Origin of the sequence: Demequina litorisediminis (assembly GCF_030161615.1) — a bacterium.
In the GTDB taxonomy this organism is placed as follows: Bacteria; Actinomycetota; Actinomycetes; order Actinomycetales; family Demequinaceae; genus Demequina; species Demequina litorisediminis.
Genome location: NZ_BSUN01000001.1, coordinates 2462111 through 2487712 on the forward strand (window position 1 = coordinate 2462111; position 25602 = coordinate 2487712).

The 25602-nt window shown below is 69.7% G+C and carries 22 protein-coding genes and 12 pseudogenes; 25 read left to right on the forward strand and 9 right to left on the reverse strand.

The window, feature by feature from the left end:
* Positions 1–10 precede the first annotated feature (10 nt).
* Together QQK48_RS22170 and QQK48_RS15050 are read right to left on the reverse strand one after the other, a co-directional pair.
* A complete protein-coding gene (locus tag QQK48_RS22170; RefSeq protein WP_431308365.1) occupies positions 11–1024 on the reverse strand; it encodes an SDR family NAD(P)-dependent oxidoreductase in 1014 nt (337 codons plus the stop codon).
* Positions 1021–1596 carry a TetR/AcrR family transcriptional regulator gene (locus tag QQK48_RS15050; protein ID WP_284328992.1) on the reverse strand — a complete coding sequence of 192 codons (576 nt, stop codon included), beginning with the start codon at positions 1594–1596 and terminating at the stop codon, positions 1021–1023. The genes QQK48_RS22170 and QQK48_RS15050 overlap by 4 nt, the downstream gene beginning before the upstream one ends.
* Before the next feature lie 128 nt (positions 1597–1724).
* Between QQK48_RS15050 and QQK48_RS15055 the strand changes: the two genes are divergently transcribed.
* From QQK48_RS15055 to hisD, 4 genes and pseudogenes are all read left to right on the forward strand, one after another.
* Positions 1725–1916, forward strand: a complete 192-nt coding sequence (locus tag QQK48_RS15055) for a hypothetical protein (RefSeq protein WP_488798433.1) — start codon at positions 1725–1727, stop codon at positions 1914–1916.
* Complete coding sequence (locus QQK48_RS15060; RefSeq protein ID WP_284328994.1) at positions 1913–2854, forward strand: Rossmann-fold NAD(P)-binding domain-containing protein; 942 nt, start codon at positions 1913–1915, stop codon at positions 2852–2854. Before QQK48_RS15055 ends, QQK48_RS15060 begins: the two co-directional genes overlap by 4 nt.
* A 10-nt stretch (positions 2855–2864) precedes the next feature.
* Positions 2865–3251 (forward strand): DUF4260 family protein, encoded by a 387-nt coding sequence (locus QQK48_RS22175; RefSeq protein ID WP_431308366.1) that lies wholly within the window; start codon positions 2865–2867, stop codon positions 3249–3251.
* Between the two features lie 4 nt (positions 3252–3255).
* Positions 3256–4563, forward strand: a pseudogene (hisD, locus tag QQK48_RS15075) (histidinol dehydrogenase).
* Positions 4564–4567: 4 nt separating this feature from the next.
* On the opposite strand, the gene QQK48_RS15080 reads toward hisD, so the two are convergent.
* Together QQK48_RS15080 and QQK48_RS15085 are read right to left on the reverse strand one after the other, a co-directional pair.
* Positions 4568–5557, reverse strand: a complete 990-nt coding sequence (locus QQK48_RS15080) for an NAD-dependent epimerase/dehydratase family protein (protein ID WP_284328995.1) — start codon at positions 5555–5557, stop codon at positions 4568–4570.
* Positions 5558–5652: 95 nt separating this feature from the next.
* A pseudogene (locus QQK48_RS15085) lies at positions 5653–7811 on the reverse strand (RecQ family ATP-dependent DNA helicase).
* Here QQK48_RS15085 and QQK48_RS15090 point away from each other — a divergent pair.
* From QQK48_RS15090 to QQK48_RS15130, 10 genes and pseudogenes are all read left to right on the forward strand, one after another.
* On the forward strand, positions 7743–7949 hold the full coding sequence (locus QQK48_RS15090; protein ID WP_284329478.1) for a hypothetical protein: 207 nt from the start codon (positions 7743–7745) through the stop codon (positions 7947–7949). The pseudogene QQK48_RS15085 and the gene QQK48_RS15090 overlap by 69 nt on opposite strands.
* A 164-nt stretch (positions 7950–8113) precedes the next feature.
* Positions 8114–8500 (forward strand): annotated as a pseudogene (locus tag QQK48_RS22180) (CAP domain-containing protein); the annotation flags it as partial.
* A gap of 35 nt (positions 8501–8535) precedes the next feature.
* Positions 8536–8901 (forward strand): hypothetical protein, encoded by a 366-nt coding sequence (locus tag QQK48_RS15095; RefSeq protein WP_284328996.1) that lies wholly within the window; start codon positions 8536–8538, stop codon positions 8899–8901.
* Between the two features lie 75 nt (positions 8902–8976).
* Positions 8977–10073: pseudogene (locus QQK48_RS15100) on the forward strand (histidinol-phosphate transaminase).
* Positions 10070–10669, forward strand: a complete 600-nt coding sequence (gene hisB, locus QQK48_RS15105; protein ID WP_284328997.1) for an imidazoleglycerol-phosphate dehydratase HisB — start codon at positions 10070–10072, stop codon at positions 10667–10669. The pseudogene QQK48_RS15100 and the gene hisB overlap by 4 nt, the downstream one beginning before the upstream one ends.
* Positions 10666–11337 (forward strand): hypothetical protein, encoded by a 672-nt coding sequence (locus tag QQK48_RS15110; RefSeq protein WP_284328998.1) that lies wholly within the window; start codon positions 10666–10668, stop codon positions 11335–11337. The genes hisB and QQK48_RS15110 overlap by 4 nt, the downstream gene beginning before the upstream one ends.
* Before the next feature lie 65 nt (positions 11338–11402).
* A pseudogene (gene hisH, locus QQK48_RS15115) lies at positions 11403–12003 on the forward strand (imidazole glycerol phosphate synthase subunit HisH).
* Between the two features lie 32 nt (positions 12004–12035).
* The gene (locus tag QQK48_RS15120; RefSeq protein WP_284328999.1) at positions 12036–12494 is read left to right on the forward strand and encodes a hypothetical protein; all 459 of its coding nucleotides are present in this window, start codon (positions 12036–12038) and stop codon (positions 12492–12494) included.
* A gap of 86 nt (positions 12495–12580) precedes the next feature.
* Positions 12581–13319, forward strand: a pseudogene (priA, locus tag QQK48_RS15125) (bifunctional 1-(5-phosphoribosyl)-5-((5-phosphoribosylamino)methylideneamino)imidazole-4-carboxamide isomerase/phosphoribosylanthranilate isomerase PriA).
* A gap of 76 nt (positions 13320–13395) precedes the next feature.
* A pseudogene (locus QQK48_RS15130) lies at positions 13396–13779 on the forward strand (SseB family protein); the annotation flags it as partial.
* A 229-nt stretch (positions 13780–14008) separates the two neighbouring features.
* Here the strand turns inward: QQK48_RS15130 and QQK48_RS15135 are convergent.
* From QQK48_RS15135 to QQK48_RS15150, 4 genes and pseudogenes are all read right to left on the reverse strand, one after another.
* A complete protein-coding gene (locus QQK48_RS15135; protein WP_284329000.1) occupies positions 14009–14908 on the reverse strand; it encodes a S1 family peptidase in 900 nt (299 codons plus the stop codon).
* A complete protein-coding gene (locus QQK48_RS15140) occupies positions 14905–15036 on the reverse strand; it encodes a hypothetical protein (protein ID WP_284329001.1) in 132 nt (43 codons plus the stop codon). Before QQK48_RS15140 ends, QQK48_RS15135 begins: the two co-directional genes overlap by 4 nt.
* Positions 15023–15922 carry a hypothetical protein gene (locus QQK48_RS15145; protein ID WP_284329479.1) on the reverse strand — a complete coding sequence of 300 codons (900 nt, stop codon included), beginning with the start codon at positions 15920–15922 and terminating at the stop codon, positions 15023–15025. The genes QQK48_RS15140 and QQK48_RS15145 overlap by 14 nt, the downstream gene beginning before the upstream one ends.
* Before the next feature lie 4 nt (positions 15923–15926).
* Positions 15927–16281 (reverse strand): annotated as a pseudogene (locus QQK48_RS15150) (DUF1844 domain-containing protein); the annotation flags it as partial.
* 224 nt (positions 16282–16505) lie between these two features.
* Between QQK48_RS15150 and infC the strand changes: the two are divergent.
* The 9 genes and pseudogenes from infC (at position 16506) to QQK48_RS15195 (ending at position 22599) form a co-directional block, all read left to right on the forward strand.
* Positions 16506–17131 (forward strand): annotated as a pseudogene (infC, locus tag QQK48_RS15155) (translation initiation factor IF-3).
* A 128-nt stretch (positions 17132–17259) separates the two neighbouring features.
* On the forward strand, positions 17260–17415 hold the full coding sequence (locus QQK48_RS15160) for a 50S ribosomal protein L35 (protein ID WP_348523661.1): 156 nt from the start codon (positions 17260–17262) through the stop codon (positions 17413–17415).
* A 3-nt stretch (positions 17416–17418) separates the two neighbouring features.
* A pseudogene (rplT, locus tag QQK48_RS15165) lies at positions 17419–17801 on the forward strand (50S ribosomal protein L20).
* Positions 17802–17811: 10 nt separating this feature from the next.
* Positions 17812–18652: pseudogene (locus QQK48_RS15170) on the forward strand (TrmH family RNA methyltransferase).
* A 375-nt stretch (positions 18653–19027) separates the two neighbouring features.
* Complete coding sequence (locus tag QQK48_RS15175) at positions 19028–19816, forward strand: cache domain-containing protein (protein WP_284329002.1); 789 nt, start codon at positions 19028–19030, stop codon at positions 19814–19816.
* The gene (locus tag QQK48_RS15180; protein WP_284329003.1) at positions 19809–20345 is read left to right on the forward strand and encodes a GGDEF domain-containing protein; all 537 of its coding nucleotides are present in this window, start codon (positions 19809–19811) and stop codon (positions 20343–20345) included. Before QQK48_RS15175 ends, QQK48_RS15180 begins: the two co-directional genes overlap by 8 nt.
* Before the next feature lie 91 nt (positions 20346–20436).
* A complete protein-coding gene (locus QQK48_RS15185; RefSeq protein WP_284329004.1) occupies positions 20437–21594 on the forward strand; it encodes a hypothetical protein in 1158 nt (385 codons plus the stop codon).
* Positions 21555–22109 carry a diguanylate cyclase gene (locus tag QQK48_RS15190; protein WP_284329005.1) on the forward strand — a complete coding sequence of 185 codons (555 nt, stop codon included), beginning with the start codon at positions 21555–21557 and terminating at the stop codon, positions 22107–22109. Before QQK48_RS15185 ends, QQK48_RS15190 begins: the two co-directional genes overlap by 40 nt.
* 31 nt (positions 22110–22140) lie before the next feature.
* On the forward strand, positions 22141–22599 hold the full coding sequence (locus QQK48_RS15195; RefSeq protein WP_284329006.1) for a hypothetical protein: 459 nt from the start codon (positions 22141–22143) through the stop codon (positions 22597–22599).
* Between the two features lie 22 nt (positions 22600–22621).
* On the opposite strand, the gene QQK48_RS15200 is transcribed toward QQK48_RS15195, so the two are convergent.
* On the reverse strand, positions 22622–22786 hold the full coding sequence (locus QQK48_RS15200) for a hypothetical protein (RefSeq protein ID WP_284329007.1): 165 nt from the start codon (positions 22784–22786) through the stop codon (positions 22622–22624).
* 95 nt (positions 22787–22881) lie between these two features.
* Here QQK48_RS15200 and QQK48_RS15205 point away from each other — a divergent pair, with 95 nt between their 5' ends.
* Entirely contained in the window at positions 22882–24135 is a 1254-nt protein-coding gene (locus QQK48_RS15205) for a GGDEF domain-containing protein (RefSeq protein WP_284329008.1), read from the forward strand.
* Between the two features lie 389 nt (positions 24136–24524).
* Positions 24525–25601, forward strand: a pseudogene (gene pheS / locus QQK48_RS15210) (phenylalanine--tRNA ligase subunit alpha); the annotation flags it as partial.
* Between the last annotated feature and the right edge of the window lies 1 nt (position 25602).

Here is a 25602-nt window from a genome sequence, read left to right on the forward strand (position 1 = left end):
GCAAGGACGGTCACCCGAGCGCCACTGTCACGCGCGCCCCAGTCACCCCTGCGCCCCAGTCACCCATCCGTGCGCCCCAGTGGTCGCTGAGGGCGCGGTCGCGCACTCCAGAGCGCCCCAGTGGTCGCTGAGGGTGCCCGGACGCGGACAGGTCAGTACAGATCAGTACAGGCTGAGCCCGCCGTCGGACTTCAGGACCTGACCCACCACCCATGCGCCCTGCTCTGACACCAGCCAGGCGATGAGGTTCGCGGGGTCGACGGGGGCGCCGAACCGGCCAAACGGGGTCCGCAGGCGCCACTCGTCGATGGGCCCGAGGTCGCGGTCGGTGGAGTCGGAGTCGAGATATCCGGTGTTCACGGGACCGGGGTTGATCGTGTTGAGGATGACTCCTAGGCTCGAGGAGTTCCGCCGCGACGGTCGCCGTCACTCCCGAGAGTGCGGCCTTGGAGGCGGCGTACGCGACCTCCCCACGCATCGGCCCGTCGCCCTGGCCGGAGGTCATCCAGATGACCCGGCCGGTGGGAGCCTCGAGGGGAGCGCCGTCGGCGCGGTCACCAGGCCGAGCCCCGCCCGGCCTGCCGCCGTGAAGCGCAGCGAAGGCCGCGGTCATGAGCAGGGTGGCGCGCGTGTTGGTCTCCCACATGGCGCCGAGCCGCTCGGCGGTCATGTCGTGGATGGAGCCGTCGTCGCCGCTCTTTGCCTGGTTGCACACCAGGATGTCCAGCCCGCCGTTGAGCGCCGCCGCCTGTGCGACCAGCGCCTCGGGCGCCGTGGGGGAGCGGAGGTCCGCACCCGCCTCGCCCACGAGGGCGTCCGGGCCGGCCAGCGCGCGCAGTTCCGCGACGAGTGCGTCGATGTCGTCCCCACCCCATGGCTGCGCCACGTCGTTGGCGCGGTGGTGCTGGATGAAGACGGATGCGCCATCGCTGAGAAGGCGTGAGGCCACCGCGAAGCCGATGCCGCGTCGTCGCGAGACCCCGGTGACGAGGGCGGTCTTGCCTGCGAGGGGAAGGTGAGTCATGCGTCGAGGGTAAGGCTCGTGCCGATGGCCGTGGCGTGAGCGACGACCGCGGCGCGTCGCGCGGCGCCGCTGGTGCCAGGAGCCACCGCGTCGGTGAGCCGAGGAAGCGTGGTCCAGGACACGACTACGACGATGATGCTGAGCAGCGCCTGAGTCGCCGCCTCGTGGTCGCTGCCCGTCGCGGAGCCGATGGAGGCGGCCACGCCCGCGCACACGGGCCTGCGCGCATCGATCCCGACGGCGTGATCGAGTTCGAGGCTCTCCCACGCGAGGAGCCGGGGAAGGTCCGGTTGAGCCTCGCAGCGGTCGAACATCGCGCCGGCGAGATTGCCCACCGCTGCCGGCCCGCTGCCGTGGGCGGCAAGGCCGTCGAGCAGGCCCGCGAGTTGGCTGGCGAGCACCGCCTGGAACAGCCCCTCCTTATTGCCGAAGTAGCGGTAGACGCGCTCCTTGTTGACGCCTGCGTCCGCGCCGATGGCGTCGATGCGTGCGCCGGCAAAGCCGTGCTTGGCGAACTGGCGCACCCCTGCCGTGAGAAGTCGTTCGCGGGTGAGGTCGGTGTCCCATGCCATGGCGCCACTGTAGCGCGAATTCCAACCGTATGTTTGGAGATTGGCTTGTGACGAGGTAGGTTCACATAACCAACCAAACGTTTGGAGATTGACGTGAAGCCCTGGCCCTTCCCGTCCGGATCGTCGTGATGTGGGCCGCGATCTACCCGCTCATCCTCGGGGCGCAGGCCCTTCTGTCGCCGCTGACCCGAGGGTGGCCCGGTGAGGCGACGACGGCGCTGGTGCTCGCCCTGGTGGTGCCCGTCGCCATGCTGGTCACCGTGCCGTGGCTCAGCCGCCTGGCAGCGCGGGCCATGCGCGCCGGTGAGGCGCGGTCGTGAAGGCGCTGGTCCTCGGCGCGCGCGGAGCGGTGGGGGTCGCCACAGTCGCGGCGCTGCGCGCGGATGGTCACGCTGTTGCCACCGCGGGTCGTCGGGGGGACGTCGACGTCGTCCTCGACCTACAGGCGGCCGATGCCTCGGCTCGCCTGGCACAGGCGGCGCGTGGCCAGGACGTGGTCGTCAACGCGTCGGGAGTGGAGTCACGGGCTCTCGCAGGCCTTTCCGCGCTCGTGGAGGTCTCGGCGTCCGCCGCCTACCTGCGAGACCTGTGGGCTGCGTCCCCCGGCGGTGCGCGGGCGGTGTGGGGCGCGGGTCTCGCTCCGGGCCTGTCGACGCTGCTCGTGGCCGCGCTGGAGACGGAGCCCGGCGACGAGGTGGATGTGGCAGTGACCCTCGGGGCGGGCGAGGCGCACGGTCCCGCTGCGGTCGCGTGGACCGCGGGACTCGTCGGACGGGAGGTGGTGTCGGCCCCTGCCGGTGAGCGCGCGGTCAACCTTCGCGAGCGTCGCCGCCTGCCGGGGCGCGCCGGACGGCCCGCAACCTTTCTGCGTGCGGACTTCCCCGATCACGACCTGATCGGCGTGGAGCGAGGCGTCGCGGTCCGCGCCTATGTCGCGGTGGACGTGCCGTGGCTCACCTGGGCCATGCGAGCCGCCGCGTATGTGCCCGGCGGCGGGCGGATGGTGGCGGCAGCCCCGCACCTGGGAGGGACGGCATGGTCGGTCAGTGCCACGCATCGGCGCACGGGGCAGGCACTCGGGGTGCAGGGGAGCGGGCAGTCGGCCGCGACGGGGGTCCTCGCGGCGCTCGCCGCGACACGCCTGGTCGAGTCCGGCGTCCCAGGGATGGGCTCGATGGCGTCGGTCGCAGGTTGGGAGGAGGCGGTCGCGGCGCTCCGGCGTCACGACGCCAGCGTCGAGCACTGGCAGCGGCGCTAGCGTGGGCGTCATGAGCCCCGTCCTCTGGCAACGTGTCGAGTCCGTCGCGATCGCCTTTACCGCCGTCGCCGTCACGGTGGTTGGCTTCGGGTATCAGTGGTGGTGGCTGCTGGCCCTGTTCCTCGCCTTCGACCTCAGCGCCGTGGGATACGTGGCCGGGCCACGGGTGGGCGCCGCGCTGTACAACGTGGGCCACAGCCTACGTCGCTCCCGTGCTGTGCGGCGCCGCCTTCGCCCTCACCGGCGCCGACTGGCTGATGGTTGCGGCGCTGGCGTGGGCGTTCCACATTGCCGTCGATCGTGCTCTCGGCTACGGGCTCAAGGAGACCGACGACTTTCAGCACACTCACCTGGGTTGGATCGGACGGAGACGCGACTCCGCACGGCGATAGGCTGAGCGCGTGTTGAGCCGCATCGACCTCCGTGACCGTGACCTGACCGCCCGCGAACTCCTGGACGTGGTGCCGCGTGCCGACCTGGACGTGAGCCACGCACTCGAGGTGGTGACTCCCATCATCGCTGACGTGCGCGAGCGCGGTGCCGATGCTTTGCGTGAGTATGCCACGCGGTTCGACGGCGTCGAGCCTCGAGCACATTCGTGTCCCCGCCGAGCGCATCGAGGCGGCGCTTGCATCGCAGGACCCCGCCGTCCTCGACGCGATTCGTGAGGCCATCACCCGTGTGCGTGCGTTCCACGAGGCGACCGTGCCGCCGCCTGTCGAGATCGAGGTCGCGCCCGGTGCGAGGCTCGCGCAGCGGTGGGTCCCGGTGGGACGCGTGGGCCTTTACGTGCCCGGTGGCCTCGCGGTCTATCCGAGGCTCCGTGGTCATGAACGTGGTCGCGGCTCAGGCCGCGGGCGTCGCCTCGATCGCGGTCGCGACGCCACCGCAGCGCGAGTTCGGCGGCGAGCCGCACCCCACCATCCTTGCCGCGTGCGCGCTGCTCGGCGTCGACGAGGTCTACGCCGCGGGTGGAGCCCAGGCCATCGCCATGCTCGCCTATGGCGCCGAGGACCTGTGCGACCCGGTCGACATCATCACCGGACCGGGCAACGTGTACGTGGCCGCCGCGAAGCGTGCCGTCAACGGCGTGGTGGGCATCGACGCGGAGGCAGGGCCCACGGAGATCGCGATCATCGCCGACGAGACCGCGGACCCGGAGTTCGTTGCCGCCGACCTCTTGAGCCAGGCGGAGCACGACCCCCTCGCCGGTTCGGTGCTCATCACGCACGACGCCCACCTCGCCGAGCGTGTCGAGGAGGCGCTCGGCCGTCGTGCCGAGGACACGAAGCACCTGGCGCGCACCAAGGAGGCGTTGACGGGCGTGCAGTCCGCGGTGATCCTCACCTCAAGCATCGACCAGTCCATTCAGGTGGCCGATGCCTATGGCGCCGAGCACCTCGAGATCCACACGCGTGACGCCGACGAGGTCGCGGGTCGGATTCGCAGCGCCGGCGCGGTGTTCATCGGGCCCTACAGCCCCGTCCCCCTTGGTGATTACATGGCGGGCTCGAACCACGTACTGCCGACCGGCGGCACGGCGCGGTTCGCGAGCGGGCTCAACACGACGAGCCTTCCTCAAGGCCATCCAGTACATCCGCTATGACCAGGCGGCGCTCGCGGAGATTGGCCACAAGGTGATCGCTCTCGCAAACGCGGAGGACCTTCCGGCCCACGGGCAGGCCGTGCAGGCGCGCCTCGAGGGATAGATCTCTACGCGGCGCCGTCGAGCGCGGCGCGGAGGTCGCGCTCTTCGTCGTCGGACAGGCCCGCCCGCGAGGCGTCGCCGTCGTGCGGGCGCGGCCGGCCCTTTTCATAGGCGAGGCAGCGCGCGAGCGTCTCGGCCACCGGCCGGGTCACCAAGCCTTCCGCGCGAGCGGCCGTCGTGTCGAGCGTGGCGAACCACCGCCATTGCGGATCGTCGATCCATAGCGGCAGTGACCGTGCACCCATCCACGGCGCGATCCCGTGCGCGCCGAGGTGAGAGGGATCCACCCACCTCGGCGCCGCGGTGCTGCCTGACGCTGCGGCGGCGTGCCTCATGACCTCGCCGAGCGGCATCGTGGGGCCGGTGGCGTTAAAGACGCCGTCGAGGCGGCGCTCGGCCGCATCGACGATCCACGCGGCGAGGTCGTCGACGTCGATCATGGCGGTGGGAAAGTCGGGGCCCGCGGGTACGAGGACGTCGTCGCCCGTCGGGTTCGCGAAGCGCCAGGGGTAGTAGCCGCTGCGAGAGGTGGCATCGCCCGGCCCGGCGATCAGCCCCGGCCTCACCACGGTGGCGCTGGCCGATGCCTCACGCACGATGCGCTCGCATGTCACCTTGGCGCGACCGTAGTCGCTGGGGTCGTCGAGGTCATCGACCTCGTCCAGCAGGACCGCATCCTCGCGCTGCTCACGACGGTCGAAGCGCGCGTACACATTCGTCGTGGAGACGAAGACCCAGTGGCCCGCGTCGAGGTCGCGGACGGCGCGCTCGACGTGGCGTGGGGTGCGGGAGATGTCGACGATCGCGTCACACCGCACGCCAGCCAACGGTGCGAGGCCCTGAGGCTCGTCGCGGTCAACGCGCACGAAGGCCGCCCCGTCGGGTACTGGCGCACTCCCGCGCGCCGCGCACGTGACGACGTGGCCGCGCGCGAGCGCGCGGGAGGCGATCGCATGTCCAAGGAATGCCGTGCCGCCCAGGATGAGGAGTCTCATGACTCCCATCACATCGCGACCTCGCGCATGGACGTCGGAGGGTTCGCCGTCGGCGCAATGTGTGGCGCGGTCGCCACGGCCTTCGCAGCCCCCGCCTACCTCACGCCGAGCACGAAGGGATAGACGTCGCGAGCGCCGGCCTGGCGTAGGAGCCGCGCCGCGACGGTCAGCGTCCAGCCCGAGTCTGTGTAGTCGTCGACCAGCAGCACGGCGCGCCCGCCGAGCGAGGCGCGCGCTGCGTCCTCGAGGTCGAGCCTGCGTGCGACGACGGCGAGCCGCTGCGCGGAGTTGAGGTCGTGGCGGCCGGGCTCCTCGTGGCCGAGGCGCGGGCCCACCCAGCCGACGAACGGCATCTGCAGGTACCGCGCGAGGCCAGGCGCAAGATGGCCCATCGCCTGGGGCCGCGTGGCGGACCGGATGCCGACCACCGCGTCGATGGTGCGCACGCGTGTGAGTCCCGCGCCCGTCCACAGTCCATCCCAGTCGTCGAGCACCCGCGTCGCCGCAGCGCGCAGGGGCACGGGAGTCTCGCCGTCCACCGGCGCTCCCTCACCGTCGCGCGACTCCAGAAGTTCTCGCAGCCTGCACCGCCCACCCGAGCCCATCGAGCCTGGCGACGGCACGCCCCGGCTGCGCCTGCTCGGACGCGGGGATGCGGCCGCGAAGGTCGAGTCCCATGCGGTCCACACCACTCGGCCACTGCTTGCGGGCGGTCACCTCGACCCCGACGCGGTCCATGTCGGCACGCGTCGCGGCGACGGCGGCGGCGTCGGGGACCGACGGCAGCGTCACGCCGCCGCACACGTCGCACCGTCCGCAGACCCAGCCGTCAACTAGCGCGGGGTCGTCGAGCACGCGGCGCAGGAACGCCATGCGACAGGTGTCGAGGCGTTCGTACGCGAGCATCGTGTCCTGCTCGGCGGTGCGAGCGGCCGCCACCCGCGCGTAGCGATCGGCGTCGTAGGCCCAGGGCTCGCCGGTCGCGACCCAGCCACCCTGGACTCGCCGCACGGCACCGTCAACGTCGAGCACTTTGAGCATCGACTCGAGGCGTCCACGCCGGAGATCAACGGACGTTTCCAGGGCGGGCACCGAGGTCGGCTGGTCGGTCGAGAGCGCCGCCAGCGCGGCGCGGACCTGCTGTTCCGGCGGAAAAGCCTGGGAGCCGAACCAGTCCCAGATGGCCCGGTCCTCCGCGCCCGGCAGCAGCACCACGACGGCGCTGTCGACCCCGCGGCCCGCGCGCCCCACCTGCTGGTAGTACGCAATGGGTGAGGAGGGCGCCCCCAGGTGGACCACGAACGCGAGGTCGGGCTTGTCGAAGCCCATGCCGAGCGCCGAGGTGGCGATGAGCGCCTTGACGCGGTGGTTTTTGAGGTCGTCCTCCAGGGTTTCGCGCTCGGTCGGGTCTGTGCGGCCCGTGTACGCCGCCACCTCCAGGCCCGCGGAGCGCAACTGGGAGGCGACCTCCTCGGCTGCTGAGACCGTGAGGCAGTAGACGATGCCGGAGCCGTCGATCTCCCTCAGCGCGCCCGCGAGCCACGCGACGCGGGCCGCGGTGTCGGGCAGGTCCACCACCGCGAGGTGAAGCGACTCGCGGTCCAGTTCGCCGCGCAGGACCAGCACCTCGTCGCGGAGCCTCGCCGTGGTCGCCTGCCGCCACCGCCGCGGCCACCGTGCCGGGACGGCGCACGCCCAGTTGCTCCGCGACGTCGGCCGTCACGCGCGCATTCGCGGTCGCCGTCGTCGCGAGGACGGGGATGCCCTCAGGCAGGTCGCCAAGCAGAGTCCTGATACGGCGGTAGTCGGGCCGGAAGTCGTGGCCCCAATCCGAGATGCAATGCGCCTCATCGATCACCACGAGTCCGGCATCGGCCGCCAGACGGGGAAGAACCTCGTCACGGAAGCCGGGGTTGTTGAGGCGTTCGGGTGAGCACAGCAGCACGTCGATCTCGCCGGCGCGAATCGCCGCATGGACGTCGTCCCACTCGGTCACGTTCGCCGAGTTGACGGTTGCGGCCCTTACTCCGGCCCGGGAGGCCGCCGCGATCTGGTCGCGCATCAGCGCGAGCAGGGGAGAGACGATGACGGTGGGGCCAGCGCCGCGTGCCCTCAGCAGCATGGTCGCGACAAAGTACACGGCGGACTTTCCCCATCCCGTGCGCTGCACCACCAGGGCACGAGCGTGCCGGTCCACGAGGGCTTCGATCGCGCTCCACTGGTCATCGCGAAGGGTGACGTCGTCACGCCCCACGAGGCGGCGCAGGGCCGCCTCGGCGTCGTCGCGAAGTTCCGTCACGGCGGCCGATGCTGGGGCAGGGGAGTCAGGCATGCCCACCACGGTAGGGGAGGCGCCGACATCGCCGACAGGCGGCATTCGGCCCAGATGTGACAAAACCGACGGGACGGCACCCCTCGGCCTCGCTACCAGGGAGGTTATGAGCGGTCGCGCGCCGCGATCCGCCCCAAAACTCAGGTGTGTCGAAGGGGGCGTCGATAACGTCTGCGCTGCAGGCGAACCCCCGCGCCGGCACTCGCACCGTCCCAGGAGACTCGATGCCCTTGACCGGCCCCCGTGGCGCACTGTCCTCGCTCGCCGTCGTCGCGCTCGTCGCGGCGTTCGTGTTCGGCGCCACGGCGCCCGCGCAGGCGGCCACCGTCTCGGAGTCTCAGGGGCGCACCACCATCGTGGCGGGAACCAACAAGCACCGCACGGCCAACGACCGCTCCCTGCTGAGGACCAGCGCGGCCCTGGACAAGGTCGCCCAGACGTGGGCCGCGAGCCTCGCCAAGTCGCGCAACCTCGCCCACAACCCCAAGATGTCTCAGCAGATCCCCGGCGGCTGGACCGCGGCGGGCGAAAACGTCGCCTACAACTGTGGCTACAGCGCGCCTGCGAGCAAGCCTCGTGTCGCAGTGGAAGGCATCGTCCGGTCACAACGCCAACATGCTCAGGCTCCAAGTACACGCACCTGGGCGTGGGCTATGCGACCGACAAGTACGGGTGCGCGTGGGGCGTTCAGGTGTTTGGCGGCTACCCCTCGTCGAAGACGCTTTCGTCGTCTGCCACGCTCCAGACGTACTTCTCGACGTCCAAGCCTGCGATCTCCGGCACCCGCAAGGTCGGGTCCAAGGCGACCGCGTCGGTCACGGCGTGGCAACCCTCGGCCACCTTCACCTACCAGTGGCGCCGTGACGGCAAGGCGATCTCCGGCGCCACGGGGAAGACCTACCTCCTGCGCGCGGCGGACAAGGGCCACCAGATCGACGTGAAGGTCACCGGCAAGCGAGCCAACTACGTCACCAAGGCTCGCTTCTCCGCCAAGACCGCCTCCATCCGCTAACCCGCCCGCACGGACCGCTCCAGCGGCGGCAGCCGCCGCATCGGTCCGTCATACGCGACCACTAGACTCCCAGCCATGACCCTGCCCCTGCGCCCCGACCTCGCGGGGCTGGAGCCGTACGGCGCCCCGCAACTGGCCGTCGCCGCCCGCCTCAACGTCAACGAGAACCCGTACTCGCCGCCGCCCGTGGTCGTCGACGCGATCACGCAGGCCGTCCGCAAGGCGGCCGAGGGCCTCAACCGCTACCCGGATCGCGACTTCACCCTGCTGCGTCAGGACCTCGCGGCGTACCTGGCGGCCGAGTCCTACGTGGACTTCGTCGAGGCACGCAACATCTGGGCCGCGAACGGGTCCAACGAGGTCATGCTGCACCTGCACCAGGCGTTCGGTGGCCCGGGGCGCAAGATCATGAGCTTCGCTCCCACGTACTCGATGTACCCGGAGTACGCGCGCGACTCGCTCACGGAGTACATCGCCGTGCCCCGCAACGAGGACTTCTCGATCGACATTGCCGCGGCGACCGCGCAGATTCGCGAGCAGCAGCCCAGCCTCGTCATCGTCGCCAGCCCTAACAATCCCACGGGCACCGCGCTCAGCCTCGACGAGGTGCGGGAACTGTACGCCGCAACGGAGGAGGTCGAGGGTGGCTGCGTGCTCGTCATCGATGAGGCCTACGCGGAGTTCAGGCGAGCCTGGCGTGCCGAGTGCCGCGAGCATCATCCCCACGCACCCCAACCTCGCGGTGAGCCGCACCATGTCCAAGGCGTTCGCGCTCGCGGGCGGGCGCCTGGGTTACTTGGTGGCACACGAGCCGGTCATCGATGCCCTGCGAGTGGTGCGTCTCCCGTATCACCTGAGCGCCGTGACACAGGCGGTGGCGCGTGCGTCGCTCGCGCATCACCGTGAGCCTCCAGGCACAAGTCGACGAGATCCGCGCCGAGCGTGACGACACCGTCGAGTGGCTCCGTGAGCAGGGCTTCACGGTGGCGGACACGGACGCGAACTTCTGCCTCTTCGGTCCCTTCGAGGATCGTGAGAGGGTGTTTGAGGGGCTGCTGGCACGCGGCGTGCTGATCCGCGTGACCGGCCCCGAAGGATGGCTGCGAGTGTCGATCGGCACCGCGACGGAGATGGCGCTGTTCCGTAGCGCCCTGATGGAGGTCACTGCATGAGCCGCACCGGACGCATCGAGCGGGCGACGAGCGAGTCCGAGGTGCTCGTCGAACTCGACCTGGACGGGTCGGGCGAGACCGACATCGACACGGGTGTGCCGTTCTACGACCACATGCTGACCGCGCTCGGCAAGCACTCGCTGATGAACCTCACGGTGAAGGCGACCGGCGACGTGCACATCGACGCGCACCACACGGTGGAGGACGTGGCGATCTGCATCGGTGAGGCGCTCAAGCAGGCGCTGGGCGACAAGGCGGGCATCTCTCGCTTTGGCGACGCGCTGGTCCCGCTTGACGAGGCCCTCGCGCAGTGCGTCGTGGACGTCTCGGGCCGCCCCTACTTCGTGCACGTCGGGGAGCCCGTGGGTCAGGCGACGCACCTCATCGGCGGCAACTTCGCGGGGTCCCTCACGGGGCACGCGCTCGAGTCCATTGCGCACCACGCGGGCATCTGCGTCCACATGCGGGTGCTGGCGGGCCGCGACCCTCACCACATCGTCGAGGCGCAGTTCAAGGCGCTGGCGCGCGCGCTGCGGTTTGCGGTGACGGCCGATGCCAGGGTCAAGGGCATCCCCTCGACCAAGGGTGCTCTGTGAGCCAGGACGGCATGCACGACGAGTTGCCCGAGGGCGTCGAGATCCCTGACGACCTCTCGGGACTCGACGCGGCGAAGCCCGCGGGCGAGACAGGACGGCACGTCGAGGAGGACACGGTCGCGATCTTCACGCCTATCCAGAACGGTCGCGTCCTCGCGGCCGTGTGCGCGCTTCAGGGCGTTCACGGACGGTGTATCGAGACCTCGGCCGGCGCCTTCGCTGTCCTGGATGACACCTCCGCCGGCGCCACCGATGAGGCGGGGCGCGTGGTCTCGGTGTTCGTCAAGCAGCAGCCCATCCTCGCGATGGAGCGCCGTGCGGGTCAGATCACCATCCATCGGTGGCTCGCCGGCGTGAAGGGCGAGAAGGTCGCGCCCGGCTTCGCGCTGGACGAGGCCCCCGGCGTCATCACCACGTTGATGAGTGGGGTGCAGACGATGGACGAGATCGCCATGACGCACCCCGGCAAGGTGTTCGAGGCGCGCATGTCGAAGTTCCAGGCCTTCCGCGAGCCTCCGTGCCGCCTCCAAGGACGCCAAGCGCGCCTACCGCGCGCAGCAGGAGAACAAGCGCAACTCGGACCCGAACCCCGACGGCTCCGAGGAGGACTAGGCCCGGCCGATGCCTTGGCGCCGTCCCGTGACCGGGGCGCCACGGGCTCTCGGTAGGCTGGTGCCGTGACTTCCCCCTCGTCTGCGTCCTCGATTACGGCTTCGGCAACGTCCGCTCTGCGGTGCGGGCCATCGAGCATGTGGGGGCGCGCGTGGTGCTCACCGACGACCGCGTGATCGCGGAGAACGCCGACGGGCTCATCGTCCCCGGCGTGGGAGCCTTCGAGGCCGTCATGGGTGGTCTCAAGAGCGTGCGCGGCGAGCAGATCATCGGCCGTCGCCTCTCGGGTGGCCGCCCGGTGCTCGGCATCTGTGTGGGAATGCAGGTGATGTTCGAGCGTGGCGTGGAGCACGGCGTGGAGGCCGAGGGCCTCGACCAGTGGCCCGGGACGGTCGAGCTGCTGCAGGCGCCCGTGGTGCCGAACATGGGCTGGGCGAAGGTCGAGGCACCGCAGGGAACCACGCTGTTCGCCGGTGTCGAGGACGAGCGGTTTTACTTTGTGCACTCGTACGGCGTCCGCGACTTCCCGCTGGGAGTCACCGAGGACACGGGTCGCTTTGCGGCGCCTCTCGTGACGTGGTCCGAGGCGGGCACGCAGGAGCGATCCGATCGCTTCGTTGCGGCCGTGGAGAACGGGCCGCTCACGGCCACGCAGTTCCACCCGGAGAAGTCGGGCGAGGCGGGCCTCCAGGCTCCTGAAGAACTGGGTCACGACGCTCTAGCGCGTGCGGCCGCGCGTCGGCACACTGATGTCGTGACACGCACACGCGCCTTTGCTGCCCCGTCCATTGCCGTCGCCGTGGCGGCTGCGGTCGCCGGCTGCTCGGACCCCGGCGACCAAGACTCGGATGCGACGGTGACGGGGGTGAGCGGTGCAGCCGCGTGCGAGGCTCCCTACGCCGTCGTCTCCCCGGCCGTGGCGACGCCCGGCTCCGTCGTGACGGTGACGCTGTCGAGCATGACCGACGAGTGCTTCGATACCAACGAGAGGCCGCGCGCCGAGACGCCGGTAGCGGAAGTCATCCTCGTGTCTCTCGTGGAGGTCGACGGAGGCCACAAACTGAACCAGGGCGAGGTCATCCTGGGGCAGTCGCTGTCCGGCTCTGTGTCGCTCGACGTGCCTTCCGGCGCGAGGCCGGGTGACTACGAGGTGGTCCTCACCCCCGAGGTCGTGTCCGCGGATACCGAAGGCTTGACCGTCGTCGCCGAATGAGGCCTTGGTGACCCGCCCAGCCCGGTAGCCTGGTGCCCGCCGCATCGGCCGCTCGTGCCGAGACGACCCGACCCGAAAGCGAGACCATGACCGACTCCCCGCGCCTCGAGCTTCTTCCCGCCGTCGATGTCGCAGACGGCCAGGCCGTCCGCCTCACGCAGGGCGAGGCGGGGTCCGAGACGAGCCTACGGCTCGCCGCTGAAGGCCGCGCAGGACTGGGTTGATGGGGGAGCGGAGTGGATTCACCTCGTGGACCTCGACGCTGCCTTCGGTCGTGGATCCAATGCTGACCTGCTGGCCGAGGTGGTGCGCAGCGTCGACATCAAGGTCGAGATGAGCGGCGGCATCCGCGACGACGAGTCGCTGGAGCGCGCCCTCGCCACCGGCTGCCACCGCGTCAACATCGGCACCGCGGCGCTCGAGGACCCCGAGTGGACCGCATCGGCCATCGCCAAGCACGGCGACAGGGTGGCCGTCGGCCTCGACGTGCGCGGCACCACCCTGTCGGGCCGAGGCTGGACCCGCGACGGCGGCGACCTGTGGGACGTCCTCGCGCGCCTGGACTCCGAGGGCTGCGCGCGCTACGTCGTCACCGACGTGAAGAAGGACGGCATGCTGTCCGGCCCCAACCTCGAACTGCTCGGCCAGGTTGCCGAGGCCACGTCCGCGCCCGTGGTCGCCTCCGGCGGCATCTCGAGCCTCGACGACATCGCCGCGATCCGTACTCTCGTGGGCAAGGGCGTCGAGGGTGCCATCGTGGGCAAGGCCCTCTACAACGGCAACTTCACGCTGCCCCAGGCTCTCGACATCGCCGGACGCCCGTAACGGGAGGCCATCGCCGCCTGGCGTGTTCGCCACGCCTGGCGGGGCGGTGTCGGTGCCACCCCGTAGCATCGATGCCATGAGTGACGCTGAGCCCTCGAAGGAGATCCCCGAGTCGATCTTCGCCGACGACGACGGCTCGGCAGACGCGCACCTCGCGCAGGCCCTGATTCGCTACTCGCACGGCAAGACCACGCTGGCCGATGTGGTCGACGCCCTCGCGTACGCGCGCGTGTTGATCCCCGTCCTCGCGTCCGGCGAGCAGCGTCACATCGGCAAGCACGGCCTGGAGCAGGATGCGGTGGCATCCACCGGCGTGGTGGCGGTACAGATGCCCGATGGTCGCGCCGCGCTTCCCGTCTTCACGGACGTGGACGCGATGCAGACGTGGAACCGTGAGGCGCGACCCATCCCAGCCGAGGGTCCGCGTGCCGCGCTCGCCGCGGTCGCGGAGGGGTGGTCGTCCCTCGTCGTCAACCCCGGGATGGAGACCGTGCTGATCCCGCGGCCTGCGGTGTGGGCGCTCGGCCAGGGGCAGCCTTGGAGTCCCGCCGTGGAGGAAGGCTCCGTGGTGGCCGATGTCGTCGCCGCCGTGCGCGGTGCCGTCACCCTTGACGACGCGCTCCGCGCTGTCGACGTGACGCCGGGCCGCGGCGCCGAGGTCGCCATCGTGCTCAGGCTCGTGGCTGGGCTCACCCGGCCGGAGGTCGACGCCGTGCTGGAGCGCGTCCAACGCGAGGCTCGCTCACTCGGACGTGGTCGCACAGCGCATCGACAGCCTCGAACTGCGTCTCGCGCAGGCGTAGCGACGCCCCACCCGAGCGGACCGGCGTTACGCCTGGGAGCCGTTGTCGCAGGTGGCGGCTTGGGGCACGAGCAGGCGCGGTTGGGCGAGCAGCGAGTTGAGCGTCGAGACGGGCACGATGTAGGCTCTGGTCGGTGGTGTCGCTCTTGGCGTAAACGACCCCCACCACCTCGCCGTCCTCGTTCAGCGCGGGCGAGCCCGAGGAACCGGGCTGGACCACCGCCGTGGTGGCGAGCACCGTCCCCACCGCGCCGCGGTCCTCGGAGTCCAGCGGGTCCTTGACGGACCCGAGCACCACGCCAGTAGTGGTGGTGAGCCGACCGCCGTTGGGATATCCCGTCACGGTGATCGCATCGCCCTCGATGGGGTCTTCCTGGGCGGGTGTCGCGAACGCGGCGCCCAGGGATGACTCGGTCTTGACGATCGCGATGTCCGCGACGGTGGTGACTTCAGCGGCGGTGACTTCGATGAGGCGGCCGTCGTGCGTCGAGACCTCGAGCCGGGAGGAATCCTCCACCACGTGCCGATTAGTGACCAGGGTAAAGGCGTCGAGCGCGAAGCCGGAGCCGGTCGAGACGAAGCCACAGCCGATGTTGCGCACCCGCACCGTCATGCGCTGGGCGGCCGTGAAGCCGTCGGGGGAGAGGGCGACGTTGTTCTGGTCGGGCTCCGCCGAGGGCGAGGGCACCCAGTTGTCGGGGACGCTACCTGGGGAGGCGGGCAGGGCCGCGCATCCGGTGAGCGTCAACGCGCACGCGGCCACCAGGACGATCGTGAGGCGACTCATTCGGTGAGCGAATCCTGGAAGGTGCCGGTCGCCGATTCGGCGGTGTCGCAGAGGTCCGTGACGGACTCCGCGTAGTCGGCGATCTGCGTGGGCTCGTACGCCTCGTCGGGCGCCTCAAGGTACGTCACGAGCCTGTTCCAGACCGTCGATGCACGAGGACAGCGACGACGTCGCGACGTGTCCAAGGCTCAGCGTCTCCTCGAGCCGCTCCGTCACCTGGGAGGCGTACTCCGAGGAGTCGATCGCGGCAGCCTTCTCCGCGGAGAGGTCCACGACGCGCGCCTTGTTGGTCGCGAGTTGCTCGGACAGCAGGTCCGCCTCGTTCTGCTTGTCGACGAGGTCCTGGCGCACCTCGGCGATCTGCTCGCCGAGCGCGTAGTTGGCGTCTTCGACGTCGGCGGCGTAGGCCTGCCATTCGCCGTTAATCTCCCACATGCGCCACCCGAGGTAGCCGGCGCCGATCAGCAACGCCGCGAGAACGCAGGTGGCGATGATCCATGGCCGCCGGGGCTTGGGCGGGTAGATGGGGCCGATGACGGGCATGGCGCCGGTGATGGGGTTCGCCTCGCCGACAATCGGGATGGCGCCCGTGGGTGAATACCGGTGGAGAGAGCCCGTCACGGGGCTGGCGGAGCCTCCCACGGTCGCGGCCGATGCGGTGTGGACAGGCGCCTCCCGAGCGCCAAGAGCGGCATCGAGCCCGGTCCACGCGGGAGCGTCGAGCCCGTCGACCTCGTCGGCATCGTCAGCGCGGCTCGCGTCGTCGGCCTCATCGTCGTCATCGTCGAGGCTGAGGTCGGCGGCCGCGAAAGGGCTGCGCGACAAGATGATGGTGTCGTCCTCGTCCGAGGCGAGGTCCTCGGCGAGGACCGGGGCAGCATTGTGCGCGTCGTAGTCCTCGGCGACGGCGCTGCGGTGCTCGTGAGTTGCGGCCGCGGGAGCGGCGGGCTCGACCGAGGGGTCGACGGATCCGTCGACCTGATCGGTGGTGCTCGCGTCCTGCGGACCCGTCATCTAGGCTCACTGCCCCCGTGTACTTCTCTCCCGGGCCTTCGCCCGGCGCATCGGGAATGACCGAGGCCTCCCGGAACGCCAACTGTACGCTTCGAAGGCCGTCGCGCAGCGCGCGTGCGTGAGTGTCGCCAAGATCGGGCGCCGCGGCCGTGATGAGCCCGGCGAGGGCATTGATCAGCGTGCGCGCCTCGTCGAGGTCCTGGTGTGCCTCGCCTTCATCGGCGAGTCCGCAGCGGAGCGCGGCCGCACTGAGGAGGTGCACACTGACCGTGGAGATCAGGCTCGACGGCGTTGACGTCGGCGATGTCCCGGGCGGCCTGGGCCGATGCGGAATCGAGTGCGGGCATATCAGAGGTCATCGTGCTATCCTTGTGAGTCGACCGGCCGAGAAACGATTCTCGGCGCGCAAGCGGAGTCCACCTCCCACCCTAGGGCCAAGACATTGGGCCTGGGTTCCAGGTCGCGGCACAGCCGGTGCGAGAAGCACCGGATGCGCCGCCATCGTGGTGGCCCTCGTCTGCGTTTGGACGGGGGCTTTTTCCTTGTCCGGCGGCCGAGTTGTACTCGACAAGAAGGAGCCACCATCAACGAGCCCCGCATCAACGATCGCATCCGTGTTCCGGAAGTCCGCCTCGTCGGCCCCCAGGGCGAACAGGTCGGCATCGTCCGTATCGAGGATGCGCTCCGTCTGGCGCAGGAGTCCGAACTCGACCTGGTCGAGGTCGCTCCGAACTCGCGGCCCCCGGTCGCCAAGCCTCATGGACTATGGCAAGTTCAAGTACGAGGCGGCGGTGAAGGCGCGCGAGGCGCGTCGTAACCAGGCCAACACCGAGATCAAGGAGATGCGTTTCCGTCTCAAGATCGACGAGCACGACTACGAGACCAAGAAGGGCCACGTTGTCCGCTTCCTTAAGGGTGGCGACAAGGTCAAGGTCACGATCATGTTCCGCGGTCGCGAGCAGTCGCGTCCCGAGATGGGCCGTCGCCTACTGTTGAAGGCGGCCGACGAGCCTCCAGGAGTTCGGCGTGGTCGAGAACATGCCGTCCCAGGAGGGACGCAACATGTCGCTCGTCCTCGGTCCTCTGAAGAAGAAGTCGGAGGCCAAGGAGGAGCAGCGCGTCGTTCGCGAAGCCAAGCGGGCCGCCGACCGTGCCGAGCGCGAGCAGCGCGCCGCGGCCAAGACCGCCAAGCAGACGTCCGGCGAGTAAGCCGGTCCCATTCGTGCCCAAGCCCCCTTGCGGGGTGAAGGCCTGATGTCAGAAAGGGCAGATCATGCCGAAGAACAAGACCCACTCGGGCGCCAAGAAGCGCTTCAAGGCTCACCGGCACCGGCAAGGTGAAGCACTCGCACGCCATGAACGTGCACAAGTTCGAGGAGAAGACGTCGTCGCGCAAGCGTCGCGTGGCGCAGGACGCGATTCTGTCCGACGCCGACTCGAAGAAGATCAAGAAGCCTGCTGGGCAAGTAAGGCCCGAGGAACGCAAGGAGTAACACATGGCACGCGTCAAGCGGGCAGTCAACGCCCAGAAGAAGCGCCGTAGCACCCTCGAACGCGCCCACGGTTACCGTGGCCAGCGCTCGCGTCTGTACCGCAAGGCCAAGGAGCAGGTCACTCACTCCATGGTGTACGCCTACGGCGACCGCCGTAAGCGCAAGGGTGACTTCCGCAAGCCTGTGGATCCAGCGCATCAACGCCGCTGCCCGCGCGAACGGCATGACCTACAACCGCTTCATCCAGGGCCTCAAGGCTGCTGAGATCGAGGTGGACCGCCGCATGCTCGCCGAGGCTCGCGGTGAACGATGAGGCCGCCTTCGCGACCCTCGTGGAGGCCGCCAAGAAGGCGCTCCCCGCGGACGTGAACGCTCCCGCCGCGTAAGCGCATCAGCATGACAGGACGCCCCGTCGGGCCGGACGACCTCACGCTCACCCTCGATAACCCGAGGGCCGAGCGGATCAAGAAGGTCGCCGCCCTGGCGGGGCGTTCTGCGCGTTCCCGGGCCGGCGTGCTGCTGGTCGAGGGGCCGCAGGCGGTGCGCGAGGCCGTGCGCCACGCCGCCGCGAGGGTGCGGGACGTGTACCTCACGGAGGACGCCCACGCCCGCCATCCCGAGATCGCGACCGAGGCGCTCGCCGCTGGTCGCTATGTGCACCTCGGTTCGCCTCAGGTGCTCGACGCGATGAGCGCAGACGCCCAGGGCGTAGTCGCGGTCGTCGACGATGCGGGCTACGCGCTCGACGACGTGCTCGCCGCAGGCCCCCGCCTGGTCGCGGTGCTGAGCAACGTGCGCGACCCAGGCAACGCGGGCACCGTGATCCGCGCCGCCGATGCCGCGGGCGCCGACGCGATCATCCTCGCCGGACAGTCAGTGGACCCCGGCAACCCCAAGGTGATTCGTTCCACTGCGGGATCGATCTTCCACCTGCCGATCGTGCGCTCGCTGCCGCTCGAAGATGCCGCTGTGGCGCTCTCGTCCGCGGGCCTGCGCGTGCTGGCAGCCGACGGTTCGGGCGACGCCGAGCCTGGGCTCGGGCGCGGCCGATGCCGCGGCACTGGCCGCCCCGACCGCCTGGGTCTTTGGCAATGAGGCGTGGGGCTTCGAGCCCGAGGAGTTGGCACTCGCCGATCAGGTGGTGCGCATCCCCATTTATGGCGCGGCCGAGAGCCTCAACCTCGCCACCGCCGCCGCCGTGTGCCTGTACGCGTCGGCATCGGCCCAGCGCGCCTGAAACGGAGCGGTCGCCGTCGTTGACGGCCGCGATGTGACGAAGACCACCCCAAAACGGGAAAAACCCCTGCGTGGGGCGCATATCTTGGGTTCATGCTCTCCCGGAAGCGACCCACCCGCATGCGTGGGTACGTCATCGCTATCGGGATTGTGGTCGGCATCGTGATCCTGCAGGCCGTGGCCACCATCACCGGCGTGGTGCTTGCCTCGCGGCAGGTGGACGCGGCCGCACTGGATACATACGGCTACGTGGGTGACCTCACCGAGGAGCGCGTCGCGCGCTACGCCGAATCCGCGCGGGACGTCGCGGTAGGCACGGCTCAGCAGCTTGTCGCGCGACGGGATGCCTGTGAGTCGCGAGGACCTCACTCAGTCGGTGCGAGAGCGACTCCAACGCGAACCGACCGTGCGTGCGATCTATGTGGGGTGGCCCGATGGCTCCTACCTGGTCCTGCGCCGCATCGGCACGGGGTATGCCGAGTACACGGGATCTGCCGACGGTGTGGCCGTTGGCACCCACCTCGACGCTGTGTTCTCTCCCTTGGGTGAGATCGAGCCTCTGGTGAACTACGACCCGCGGGTGCGTCCCTGGTACCTCGCGGGTGCGAACGCGACGGGGCCGTCGTGGACCGAGCCCTACCTCGAGTACGACACCTCTAACACCCTCGAGTCGGTGGCCGATGCGGCGCGCGTCGACGGTGACATCGAGGCGGTCGTGGGCGCTGACCTCAACCTCGATCTGCTCGGGGGAGTGCTCGACGACCTCCCGTACGGCGACGGGGCCGAAGCCTTCGTTCTCACTCCGGGAGGCGAGGTCATCGCCGCGCCCACCGCGTATGAGGAGCAACTGCTCACCATCGCGTCCGCGACCGGCGAGGTGCCGACGGGAGCGGACATCGGCCTTACGCATTCGAATGCGCCCACGCGCACGGACACGACGTCGTTCACCAGAACGGGATCGGTGATCCTGTTGGACAGGACGTTCCCTGGCGAGGAGGGCCTGGACTGGGTCATCCACATCACCGCCGACGAGGCACAGGCTGTCCGCGGGGCTGGGCGACCTCGGCACCACGTTGGCGTGGGTGACGGGTATCTCGCTGGTGATCGTGGGAGGTGCCGTCGTCTTCGCGCTGCGTCTGCGCCATCCGCTGAAGCGCATGCGTGAGCGCGCCACCATGGATCCCCTGACAGGACTCGCGAACCGCTCCGAACTCATGCGCCGCGGAGGGCACCTCGTCGCGGGAGCACGCTCGCGCGGCGATCGCATCATGGTAACCATGCTCGACCTCGACGGGTTCAAGGGCATCAACGACGAGCATGGGCATGACGCCGGGGACAGGGTCCTCATCGGCGTCGCGATGGCACTTCGCAGCGCCATTCGTGAGGGCGACGTGGTGGCGCGTCTGGGAGGCGACGAATTCGTCACGGTGCAGGTGTTGCGGCGCCGGGCCGATGCTGTCACGGTCGCCGAGCGGGTACGCAGCGACGTGGAGCGGGACCTGCAGACGAGGGTGGCGGTGGCCGCGTCGGTGGGCGTCACCATGGGCGTGGCCGAGGCGCTTGACGGAGAGACCGACCTCAAGGCGCTGGTGACCCGCGCCGACACCGCGCTGATCCACGGCAAGCAGCGTGCCAAGGGGCACGTGTACGACGGCAACTCCTGCCCGACGGAGCACGTTTCTCCGTCTGACTGAGACGCATCTCACGTCCGTGTGACGCCGCGGGAGCGCGCGACGGGGCCAAGGTCCCGCACCTCCCGAGGCGACGGCGGCTGACACTCGACTCATGCCTGATAGAGGCCTCGCCGCGCGGACCAGGGTGCACGCGGCGCCGAGCCCCCGCACCCTTGCGCGCGTCGCCGTGATCGCGGGTGCGCTTGTGGTGCTCCAACTGGCGCTGACCCTGACCGATGCGTGGCTCTCGACCCAGGCGTCCGCACGTGCGCTACGCGACACGTATGGGTACGTGGGTGATGTGGTCGAGGCCAGGGTCGCGCAGTACGTCGACGGCAGTGCCGACGCGATCGACCGTCTTCACGCCCAGGTCGCGGTCGCGGACTTCGATGCCCTGGACGTCATGGCTGCCGCCGAGCAGATGGCGCAGACCATCCTCACCGAATCGTCGGTCTCCGGGCTCATGGTCGGCCTGCCCGACGGCAGCGTCGCCGGCGTTCAGGAGCACGACGACGGCTTCACCGTTCACTGGTCCGAGCCCACGGGAGACGGCGACTACGCCCTGACGACCGTCACCACGGATGTCGAGGGTGTCGAGACGGGTCGGAGTGAGGAGGTCACCGCGGCATCGGGCCTCGATACCGCCTGGTACCAGGCGGGATCCACGGCCGTGGGGATCGAGTGGACGGACCCGTACCGGGGTGAGTTCTCGAGCGGCACGTACGTGTCGCCCACGAGGGCCGTCCACTACGACGGCGAGTTGGTCGCAGTGGTGGCGGCGCAGTTCGAGCGCGAGCGACTCGTCGACATCATGGAGGACGTGCCGACCGGCAAGGGCACGGTGGCGATGGTGTTGGGTGACGGTGACACGGTGATCGCCGCTCCGAGCTCCTACGAGGGTGACCTCGACATAGTGGACGGCTCGGGGTGCTTCCCACCGCGTCGGACCTGGGACTCCTCGAGGTGGATCTCGACACGGTGCGTCGCGGCGAAGACGCCATCGTGCAGGTGGGCGATGTGGCCGTCCTCGAACGGCCGCTGGCGACCGCATCGGGACTCGACTGGGTGCTCCATCTGCGCGCGCCCGTCGAGGCCCTCGCCCCCGCGCAGGCACATTCCCAGTTCAGGCTCGTGGCGCTCACCGGACTCTCGTTGGTGCTGTCCGGCCTCGTCATCCTCATGGCCGTTCGCTACTGGAGGCCAGCCCGAGACGCGTTGCAGCGCTCCGCGATGGACCCGCTCACGGGTCTCGCGAACAGGGCGGAATTAGACCGCGCGGGGGCGGCGCTGCTGGCGGCGGCTGCACGCGATGGGCATCGGGCTCTGGTCGTGACCCTCGACCTCGACAACTTCAAGTGCCTCAACGACACCCACGGCCACGACAGGGGAGACGCGGCCATCGTCGCGGTGGCCGACGCCTTCCGGTCGGCGACGCGCGCCCGCGACATCTCCGCGCGTACCGGCGGCGACGAATTCGTGGTGGTGATGCGGTTGAGTAGCAGGGCCGATCCGGCCGCGATTGCGGCCCGGCTGCGCGCTCACGTGGCGCACACCATCGTCACGGAGGTGCCCGAGGCGCGCGACGTCGGCGTCGATGTGACCCTCGGCTACGCCTGCACGGCCGAGCATGGCTATGAGCCTCGCGGAACTCCTCACCGCAGCCGATGGGGTGCTCGTCGACGGCAAGGGGGCCCAGAAAGGCCGTGCCTACGCCGCGTACCCGCCCCCAGCATCGGCCACCTGAGCGCCTACGGCGACACGAGCCCGCAACATGGGCGGTGCTAGCCTCACTGCGGACATCGACGAAGGCAGGACCATGGCAGGCAATCTGATCCCCCTCACCGTTCCCGGTGCTACCGGCAAGGTGGAACTCAAGGGCGCGAACGGGATCTTCTATTCGATCCTCGTGGACGGCGTGGCTCTGTCGCGTCGCCGTGGGACCTGGACGGTGCCGCTGCGCGGCGGAAAGAGCGCGTCCATCACGGCCCGCGGCATGTTGCCTGGCTTCCAGACGCTCTACCTTGGCGACACGGAGCTCTACCGGTTCGGTGCGCACGCCTCGCGATTCGAGAAGATTGCGATGTTTGCACCATTACTCCTGGTACTTTCCGCATCGTTGCTCGGCATGATCCTCGCGATCCTGCTGTTCTTCTCCTCGGTGCTGGTGGTGAAGAACTCCGAGATTCCCCAGAAACTCAGGACCGCTCTGCCCTTGATCAATACCTGCGCAGGGGCCATGATCCTCGTGGGGCTCGCAGGACTTGCTGCGGGGTAGTTGCTGAGGGGGAAGCATGGGGTCACGCGCGCGTCGGCCCGTCATCGTGACCCTCGCCACCGTGGGCGTCACGATTGCGTTGCTTGCGCAGGCTCGCGGGTGCGCTGGTCATGTCGGCGATCGCCGAACGCGGTGCACGGTCGGCCTCCGCGGACGTCGCGGGGCTCATTGCCGACTCGGCGGCCACCCAGGCGTCGTCAGTGACCGACCTCGCAGAGCAAACCGTCCTGGCCCTCTCGAGGCTCGCCGCCCAGGGCCCGCAGGCTGGATGCGTCCTATGACGTGCTGCTGACCGGGGTCCGCAGTTACCTTGATGCCAACCCTGCGTTCACCGGCCTGGTCACGGTGGGGGAGAACGACTCGATTCTGGGGCTGTACGAGGCGGGTGGCGGCTACGTCGCTCGCGTCACGGCGCCTGACGGCGTGACGTATGAGCAGGATTTGGACCGCAACCTGCAGGTGATGAGCAGCCCGCGCGTGTACTCCTACGTGGACCAGACACCGTGGCTCGCGAAGGCGCGAGAGGGCACCCACGGCGCGCTCATGTGGCAAGTGGTGGCGTCCGACGACGGCCGGTCCGAGGACGTGGTCGTGACCGTGCTCGGTGACCGTGATGACGGCTCGGTGGTCTCGGCGGTGGTGGTGCGTGCCACAGCGCTGGTCAACGCGGGCACCACCGTTGACGCCAACGCATGGCTGCTCGACAGCGGCGGTGACGTCATCGCCGCCGACACGACGGCCGAGGTGCCTGCCATCGCACCCGGTGCGAGTGTGGACGAGGTGGACGGGCGCACGGTCGCCTTCACTGATGACGCCATCGTCGTGGATCAGCCGCTGACCGACACCGGATCGCCGGCCTGGACGGTGCGCGTCGAGGTCTCGCCAGAGGAAGTCGTGCCGGGAATCGCGACCCTGCCGCGCACCATGATCATCTACGCCGCGGTCGCCACCTCGATCGGCGCCGCAGTCGCACTGGTGGTGTGGTTGGTGCGTCGCCCCCTGGTTCACACCGTGGTCAGGGCCCGCTCCGACGCGCTGACGGGCCTGGCGAACCGCTACGAACTGGAGAGTCAGGGACAGCGCATCCTGGACGCTGGTGCCAAGCGGCCCGCCGACGTCGCCGTGGTGGTCATGGACCTCGACCACTTCAAGACCGTCAACGACTCCCTTGGCCACGACGAAGGCGACCAGGTACTGCGGGCGTTTGGCCACTCGCTCACGCTTCACACGGGCCCGCGGGACCTCGTGGCGCGCCTGGGTGGCGACGAGTTCGCGGTGGTGCGGTGGCTCGACCTCGGCGCGGATCCAGACGCGACCGTCGAGGACCTGCGGGCCACCGTGGAACGCGACCTGCGCGCCCTGGTGCCGTCCGCATCGGCCGTGGGAGTCTCCGCGGGCTTCACCACGGCGGCGCTCGCGGGCTCGTACCGCATCGGCGAGTTGCTGTCCGCCGCGGACGAGGCGATGACCCGCGGCCGCCACGGGTCGAAAGGCGCCACCTACGCCGCCGCGGCCACGAACCCGGTCCTGTCCTAAACCCGCTCCCTTTCCGTCAAATGGATCCATTTGGTTCGCCTAAGCGCCACGATGAGACAAAATCCACCGCGCGGAGCGTTACAGTGGGCACCATGAGCACGAGCGCGCAGCCCCAGGCCGTTATGGCCCGCGCCGCCGTGCGCCGGGAGTCGGCCGCTCCGGTGAGCGCCGCACCTTCGCTGTTTATCTAGGCCCGGGGAGAACCCCCGGGCCTTGCCGCGGTTGATTTTGTCTCGTTTCACCTCCTTAGCCGCGCCAAATGGATCCATTTGGCTCGTGTAAGCGCCCCGATGAGACGGAATCCACCGCACGGAGCGACGCGCTCGCCCGCCGATAGACTTCCCCCAGACCCCCGAACTCCTCAGGAAAGCAGCCATGACTGAGATTTCCCCCTCGACGGTGCCGCCGTCGACGCGGCCGTTACGGAGGCCCTCGCCGCCATCGCCGCCGCCACTACCCTCGACGAGTTGAAGGACGCCCGCCTCGCCCACACCGGAGACAAGGCCGCCCTCACGCTCGCCAACCGCCAGATCGGTGGCCTCGAGCCCACCGACAAGGCGACCGCAGGCAAGAACATGGGCAAAGCCCGTGGACAGGTCAACCAGGCGATCGCCGGACGCCAGGAGGAGCCTGGAGGCGGAGCGTGACGCCCGCGTCCTCATCGAGGAGACCGTCGACGTCACCCTGCCCGTCAGCCGCGAACTGAAGGGCGCCCGCCACCCCCTGGAGACGATGCAGGAGGCTCATGTGCGACACGTTCGTCGCGATGGGCTGGGAGGTGGCCGAAGGGCCGGAGATGGAAGCCGAGTGGTTCAACTTCGACGCCCTCAACTTCGACCCCGACCACCCCGCGCGCGAGATGCAGGACACGTTCTTTGTGGACCCGCCCGAGGCAGGCATCGTGCTGCGCACCCACACCTCGCCGGTGCAGGTGCGCGCCGCGCTGGAGCGTCGTGACGCCCTCCAGAACGAGGGCCGCGGCATCTACGTGGTGTGCCCCGGCAAGACGTTCCGCACCGACGAGCTCGACGCCACCCACACGCCGGTGTTCCACCAGATCGAGGGCCTGGCGGTCGACAAGGGCCTCACGATGGCGCACCTCAAGGGCACGCTCGACGCGTTCGCGCGCAGCCTCTTCGGGCCCGATGCCGTGACGCGTCTGCGTCCCAGCCTTCTTCCCCTTCACGGAGCCCAGCGCGGAGATGGACCTGCGCTGCTTCGTGTGTGGCGGCGAGGACAACGACTGCCGCACGTGCTCGGGCACCGGTTGGATCGAGTGGGGCGGCTGCGGCATGACCCACCCGAATGTGCTGCGCTCGGCAGGCATCAACCCCGACGAGTACACCGCCTTCGCGTTCGGCATGGGCGTCGAGCGCACCCTGATGTTCCGTCACGGAGTCAAGGACATGCGTGACATGGTCGAGGGCGATATCCGCTTCTCCCAGCAGTTCGGAATGGAGATCTAGA